The sequence below is a fragment of the Hymenobacter terricola genome, assembly GCF_017921975.2.
Taxonomy (GTDB): domain Bacteria; phylum Bacteroidota; class Bacteroidia; order Cytophagales; family Hymenobacteraceae; genus Hymenobacter; species Hymenobacter terricola.
Window position 1 is genome coordinate 22,472 of the sequence record NZ_JAGEMO020000068.1, and the last position, 6,246, is coordinate 28,717.

The 6,246-nt window shown below is 60.9% G+C and carries 7 protein-coding genes; 4 read left to right on the forward strand and 3 right to left on the reverse strand.

Going from position 1 to position 6,246, the window contains the following annotated elements; genetic code table 11:
* Window positions 1-118: 118 nt before the first annotated feature.
* Window positions 119-1,489, reverse strand: a complete 1,371-nt coding sequence (locus J4G38_RS23100) for an HTTM domain-containing protein (RefSeq protein ID WP_210521360.1) — start codon at window positions 1,487-1,489, stop codon at window positions 119-121.
* A gap of 397 nt (window positions 1,490-1,886) precedes the next feature.
* Between J4G38_RS23100 and J4G38_RS23105 the strand changes: the two genes are divergently transcribed.
* Window positions 1,887-3,176 carry an acyltransferase family protein gene (locus tag J4G38_RS23105; protein ID WP_210521359.1) on the forward strand — a complete coding sequence of 430 codons (1,290 nt, stop codon included), beginning with the start codon at window positions 1,887-1,889 and terminating at the stop codon, window positions 3,174-3,176.
* 111 nt (window positions 3,177-3,287) lie between these two features.
* Here the strand turns inward: J4G38_RS23105 and J4G38_RS23110 are convergent, their stop codons facing one another.
* Both J4G38_RS23110 and J4G38_RS29045 read right to left on the reverse strand, forming a co-directional pair.
* Window positions 3,288-3,497 (reverse strand): hypervirulence associated TUDOR domain-containing protein, encoded by a 210-nt coding sequence (locus tag J4G38_RS23110; RefSeq protein WP_210521358.1) that lies wholly within the window; start codon window positions 3,495-3,497, stop codon window positions 3,288-3,290.
* Window positions 3,498-3,556: 59 nt separating this feature from the next.
* The gene (locus J4G38_RS29045) at window positions 3,557-3,829 is read right to left on the reverse strand and encodes a hypothetical protein (RefSeq protein ID WP_317198228.1); all 273 of its coding nucleotides are present in this window, start codon (window positions 3,827-3,829) and stop codon (window positions 3,557-3,559) included.
* Between J4G38_RS29045 and J4G38_RS23115 the strand changes: the two genes are divergently transcribed.
* The 3 genes from J4G38_RS23115 to J4G38_RS23125 all read left to right on the forward strand — a co-directional run.
* On the forward strand, window positions 3,735-4,082 hold the full coding sequence (locus J4G38_RS23115; protein WP_317198227.1) for a response regulator transcription factor: 348 nt from the start codon (window positions 3,735-3,737) through the stop codon (window positions 4,080-4,082). The two genes, J4G38_RS29045 and J4G38_RS23115, sit on opposite strands and share 95 nt — an antisense overlap.
* Window positions 3,989-6,028 (forward strand): RICIN domain-containing protein, encoded by a 2,040-nt coding sequence (locus tag J4G38_RS23120; protein ID WP_210521357.1) that lies wholly within the window; start codon window positions 3,989-3,991, stop codon window positions 6,026-6,028. Before J4G38_RS23115 ends, J4G38_RS23120 begins: the two co-directional genes overlap by 94 nt.
* A gap of 4 nt (window positions 6,029-6,032) precedes the next feature.
* Window positions 6,033-6,246, forward strand: a 214-nt coding sequence (locus J4G38_RS23125; RefSeq protein ID WP_394371073.1) for a DUF6929 family protein, incomplete at its 3' end; no start/stop codon positions are given.

Genomic DNA, 6,246 nt, shown 5'->3' on the forward strand with positions numbered 1-6,246 from the left:
CGAGGTCCGCTGGATAATTCCAGCGGACCTCGTTCTTTTACCGGCAAGCAGGCGACTGATGCCGCGCAATGGCGCGCCCTACAAATGAACATTTCCGTCGCTGAGCAATGAGTCTTTCTTAATGTTTGCACAAACACGGCCCTTTGTTGACGGGGCGAAACCGAACAAGCTTGGCCACCAGCCAATTGATGGGAATCGTCAAGCGCGGTTGGTTGCTGATGCCGTTCACTACGCGGATGGTTTGCGGCTGCTGGCCCTGCACATAGGTGGCGTAGAAATCGTGGCTGGCGCCGCTGGCAATCCGCCGGAATTCGAACGGCGTGAGTAATTCATGGCTGGCAACGTAGGGCTTCAACTCGTCAAGATTGGTGGCGGTGGTTTCAATCAGGTTCTTTTCGAGGTCGGTGATTTGCAGGCTGGCGGGTACCAGGAGGTGGTTGCTGATGTCGCCTTCCGTGCGCAGGTTGCTGAACATCGAAAAGCTGGTTTGCGTCTTGAGGCCCAGATACGGGCTCAGGCCATTGAGAAAAACCAGGAGCGGAACGCCCCAAAACAACGCGGGCCGCACCCGAAACAGCGCCGCCGAGCTTTGGGATGTATGCCGGCTTGTGCTGATAACCAGCAAATACGTAACCCCGAGCAACAGCCCCCAACCCAGCCAAATCAAGAGCCCGATGACGGGGCTGCTGATGCCCGAAGCCGCTAACCCAACCACCCCCACAATCCCGATTGCGCCCAACGTGCGCAACATTAGCAGCAACCGGGGCAACGCCCGGCCAAACAGCCTTTGGGCCAGGTGGAGGGCTTTTTCCGGAAAATCAGCGGGCAGAAACAGCGTGTAAACGGCGAACATCAGGGCTGAAAAACTGTACAGTCCTGGGTGCGGATGAATGGAGAGAAAGAAGTGGAAGCCAATCCCCAGGAGAATTCCGGCCCAGCGGGTTTTTCTGAAACCGAGCAACAGCGGGATGAGGGCTTCAACCGCGATGGTGCCCCACACGGCGGCCCCCCGGCTCATGAGGCTGTGGACGAGGAAAGGCGCTTTGCCGGCGTACCAGTCCAGCAGGAACGTGCTACAGCTAATATTTAAGTTGAAATAATCCCAGTTCAGCTTGTGGAATACGGCGTAGAAATACAGCACCAGCAGGCTAATGCGGGCGAATGGCGCCCAGGCGTGGAAAAGAGCCATTCGCCCAGCCGGGCTCCCCACCGCCGCTTTGGGAGCCGGGGCAAAGTAGTGCCGGGCAAGCGTCCACAGCAGTGCCGCCAGGATGCCCGCGTTGAGGATGAACTCAAACAAGAGGTGATTGGGCTCGTCGGGCATCCACTCAAAAGTGTTGCCCAGGCTGAAGCAGAGCAGCGCTAAAAAGGGCCCTATTGACCGCGGAGTCAGGATAACCACGGCGGCCGCCAATACCGTCGCCACCGCCAGCGGGTGGTGGAGGTTGAGACGTTCGGGAAAGGACAGGTTGTGTAAGACCGTCGTCACTGCCCAGGTGAAGCTAAACAGGCATAAAATGTCGAACTGATAAGCCGGGGAAGCGGTCTGGCGCACCACTCGGTGAGCCGGCACAGCCGCGCCGACCCTGAACCGGCTGACAAGAGAAGAGGTGTTGAGCATAGACATTAATCCTTTGGGTAATATGTTAATCAAATATATTGACATATTACAATTATAGTAATATGTTTCTGAAATTTAGGAGAAATATTATTATTTATTAGGAAATTTCCAGAATAAATTTTAAAATTGGTAGTAAAAGGTGGCGATTCATGAAGACAAGGCGACCTGCCGCTTTTTGCCCCCGCTCGAGGCCCAGCGCTTGGCGGTTTCGTAGTAATAATAACTCATTCTGAGCCATATAACTGCCATCTATCCGCCTTCACAATTGCCAAACTCTTCTACTTCCTTCCCGCTCCAGGGCGAGCGCCTGCCTCAGGAACTGAGCCAGCGGATACGGTTTTGGTCGCTGGTGGCCATGATGTCATTGGTCTACGTGCATGCCTACAACCTGCACCCGCGCGACCTGCTGCCCTGGACGCCCGTCGAGGAGCCATTTTCGGCCACGACTTACCTCCAATATTTTCTGGCCAATGGGCTGTTGCGCTTCCGCATTCCCATACTGTTTGCCATTTCGGGCTACTTATTTGCCCACAAGGACGGCAGCGCGCCGCACATCGTGCGGGTGCTGAGCCGCGTACGCACCCTCGTGATTCCGTTTGTGGCGTGGTGCGCCCTGGGGCTGATTTTTGTGTGGATGCTGGAACAGTTTGCTACCACCCGCCAGTTGGTATTAGCGGCTAATATTGTGCGGTTTGACCCCGAATTTCCGCTGGTCAGCAACTATACGCCCAAGCAGGTGCTGCTTTGCTTTATTCTGGCGCCGGTGCCGTTTCAGCTGTGGTTTATCCGCAGCCTGTTCATCTACAACTTGTGCTACCCGTGGCTGCGCACCGCCGTTGACCGGGTGCCGCGCCTGTATTTCGCCGTGGCGGGGGTGCTGTGGCTAACGGGCTGGGTGCAGCCCCGCTACCAGCTTGTGGAGGGCAGCGGACTGCTGTTTTTTGCGTTTGGCATTTGGCTGCGGCGCCGCAACGTTGATGTGCAGACGGTGCCGAGCTGGTTCCGGCCGTGGCCATTGCTGGGGCTTTGGCTGGCCCTGATAGGCGTGAAAACCGGGCTGGCGTTTTACTTGAAAGAGCCGCCCGTTTTCCTGATGTCGATACTGTATCGGACGGCGGAACTGTTGGGCATATTCATCTTGTGGTTTGGAACGGGCGCACTGGTGCGGGGCGCCATGCGCCAGGCGTGGTTTATCTGGCTGACGAGCTTTTCGTTCATCATATACGCCATGCACGAGCCCCTGTTCAGCTACGTGAGCGAAGGGGTAATGGCCCGGTGGCCTGACCACAGCTTTTTGGTATTTGCGCTATTGCCCCCAGTGGTGATTGCCGCGGTGGTGGGGGTGGGCGCCCTGCTTCGCCGCCTGGCACCGGGTGTATACGCTTTGCTGACGGGTGGACGGGGAGTTCGGCGTACCACGCCTGCACCCCGCCCCTGGAAACGCGAAGGAGTGGCAATCAAACCGGTAATTATCAGCCAAACGGATATGGCGGAAGCCGGCCGCCCAGCCGTTGGTCTGCCACTGCTGGAGCGGGCCGAACCCGGCCAGGAATAGCCTCTTGGGGTGTTCTGGGCCGTCGCGCCCGTCACTCTGTGCGCGAGCATTCGGGTAGCGAGGCCGGTTCGGTAGAGGAGTCTGGTACGCCTACGCGGCTGGGTAAGATGTTTAACCAGCGGGCTTTACTTCGCTTTTCAGCTTGAGCACCCGGTCGCCATTTTCCTGCACAATGACCAGCGCCGGGTCGGTGGCCGAGCCATTGCGGTGAATTTCGGCCCCTTTGATAGTGCGCGAAGTGGGCTCTTTGTGCACCGATTCGATTTTGCCGGTGGCCGTGCCGGTGCCGTATTTCCAGGTGACTTTAGTGCCTTTGCGCATGGGGTGGGAGGGAGGATGAGCGAAAGCAATAGTGTACTGGTATTGGGCCCGGCCGGTTGCTAGCCATGCAGCAGGCGGGGAATTTCTTTTTCAGCGGGCTGTGCCCGTCTTCGTTCAGGGGCAAACGGCTGCTGCCGTGGCGTTGGAAACAGCGGGGCAGCCCCGCCGGTGGTGGAGCTGACCACCCGTGAAAAGGCAATCCTGCGCCTCGTGGCCGAAGAAAAGTCCAACCAGGCCATTGCCGAATCCTTGTTCATCTCGGAGCGCACCATGGAAACGCACCGCAAAAACATCCTCACCAAAACCTGCTGCAAGTCGGTGGTGGGACTCATTCAGTACGCCATCAAGCACAAGCTGCTGGCCGGAGGCAGCTGCACAATGGGCGGCGACGCCGGGCGTTGTAGCTTGCAAATGAAGCGGCCGACTTCATCTTTCCCGCCGTTCTTTTGCGTAGTTCACCCATGCGTGCCCTTTTTCGTGCGCTCCCGCCCATGTTTCGATTGCTGTCGCTGTTCCTGCTGCTGCCTTTTTTTGCCCCCGCCCAAACGCCTTTTGTGCCCGATGAGCGGGCCTACTACGGATTGATTGACCGGGGGAGTGGGCGCTGTCTCGACGTGGCCAGCGCCAGCACCACCAGCGGCGCGCCCGCCGTGCAGTGGGAATTCACGCACGCGGCCAGCCAGCAGTGGCGCTTCGTGCCCATCCGCCAGGGCAGCGAATACTACCGCATTGAGGCCCGCCACAGCAGCCAGTGCCTCACCGCCGACAAAGCCGGCGAAAACATGGCCCTGGTGCAGCGCCCCTTTCAGGGCGGCGAGCAGCAGCAGTGGCGCCTGGTGCCGGCCGGCCCGCTGGGCAGCTACCAGCTTGAGAACAAGAGCGAAAGCCGGGTGGCGGCCCTGGCCACGTCCGACAAATTCAACGGCACGCCGGTGCTGGCCCAGAAAAATAACGGCCGGGCCAGCCAGCAGTGGCGCCTGTTCCGGCTGCGCCTGAACGTGCTGGAGGGGCCGTCCCCGTTTGGCGCGCCGCAGCTGCTGGGTGGCCCCATCAACACGCCCGGCAACGAAGTGCATCCCGTGCTTAGCCCCGACGGCACCACCCTGTATTTCGCGCGCACCAAGTTCGCGGGCAACACCGAAGGCAACACCGATTCGGGCGATGCCTGGCTGAGCCAGAGCACCGACCACGGCCTGACCTGGGGCGCACCCACGCGGCTGGACGGCATCAATACCCCGCAGAACAATGCCGTGGAGGCCACTACGGGCACGGGCGGCCAGCTCTTGCTGGTGCGCGGCACCTACGACCGCGCCGGCACCTTCCTCGACGAGGGCCTGAGCCGGGTGGCGCAGGCCGCCGCCTTGGCGCCCGGTGCCACGCCCAAAAGCGTGCGGCCCGAGGCCCTGCGCATTGCCAACTTCTATTCGGCCGTGCCCGGCACCGGCTTTTTTATGACGGCCGATGGCAAGGCCCTGCTGCTCTCGCTGGAGCGCGGCGACTCGGAAGGCGGCAACGATATTTACCTGAGCCGGCCCGACGGCAGCGGCGGCTACACCGAGCCCAAAACATTGGGCCCGTTGCTGAATTCGCCCGGCTTTGACTTCGCGCCGTGGCTGACGCCCGATGGTAAAACCTTGTATTTTGCCTCCTACGGGCACATGGGCTACGGCTCGGCCGATATTTTTGTGAGCCAGCGCCTCGACGAGAGCTGGACCAAATGGAGCGAGCCCCGCAACCTCGGCCCAGCCCTGAACGGGCCCGGCTTCAACGCCTTCCTTTGCCTCACGCCCGACGGCAAGACGGCCTATTTCTCGTCCTCGGCCACGCCCAACGGCACCAAGGACATCTGGCGCACGGGCCGCGCCGTGCCCGCCGACTCGCTGCCGAAACCCGCGGTGGCCGAGGTTTCGGAGAACGGGGGCCGGGCCTTCCTGAGCGGGCGCGTGCTCGATGCCCGCACCAGGCAGCCGGTGCCCGGCGCCGTGGTGAAGGCCAACCTGCTGTCCAGCACTGGCGGAGCCCAGTTCAATGCCACCAGCAAGGCCGATAATTCGGGCAATTACCAGATGTCGCTGCTGCCCGGCAAATACTACCTCGCGGCCCTCGGTGGTGGGTTTCTAACGGTGGGCGACACGCTGATAGCCAGCGGTTCGCCCCGGCGCGACCTGCTGCTGCTGCCCGCCGCCGTGGGGGCCAAAGTCGATTTGCCCAGCATCATTTTCACCCAGGGCAAAGCCAGCCTGCTGGGCTCGGCCTACACCGAGTTGAACCGGCTGGCCATTGCCCTGCAAGCCAGTCCGGCCACCGAAGTCCGCCTCGAAGGCCACACCGACAACGTGGGCCCGGCCGACAAAAACCAGCAGCTCTCCGAAGACCGCGTGGCTGAGGTGAAGCGCTACCTTGTGGGCCGGGGCGTTGATGAAAAACGCATTGCCACGGTGGGCTTTGGCGGCTCGAAGCCCAAGTATTCAAACGAGCGCGAGGAAACCCGCCGCCTGAATCGCCGGGTCGAGCTCGTCATTGTGAAATAGCAAAATGACCACCACCATCCTTTCCGAAGCCGTTATTCCTGGCTTGCCGTCCGCTTCCGGGGTGGAGATTATTGGCGATACCGCCTACGTTATTGGCGATGATTCGGCCTTTTTGCACCGGCTCGACGCCGCCACGCTGAGGCCCACAGGCCCGGTGCGGCTTTTTGATTCCGACCCCGCCGGCCCGGCCCGCATTCCCAAGCCCGACAAGCCCGACC

Excerpts from the sequence above, each read along its gene's own strand:
- J4G38_RS29045 (WP_317198228.1), bottom strand. The coding sequence starts at position 3,829 with ATGAGTCCCACCACCGACTTGCAGCAGGTTTTGGTGAGGATGTTTTTG.
- J4G38_RS23120 (WP_210521357.1), top strand. The coding sequence starts at position 3,989 with ATGTTTCGATTGCTGTCGCTGTTCCTGCTGCTGCCTTTTTTTGCCCCC.
- J4G38_RS23110 (WP_210521358.1), bottom strand. The coding sequence starts at position 3,497 with ATGCGCAAAGGCACTAAAGTCACCTGGAAATACGGCACCGGCACGGCC.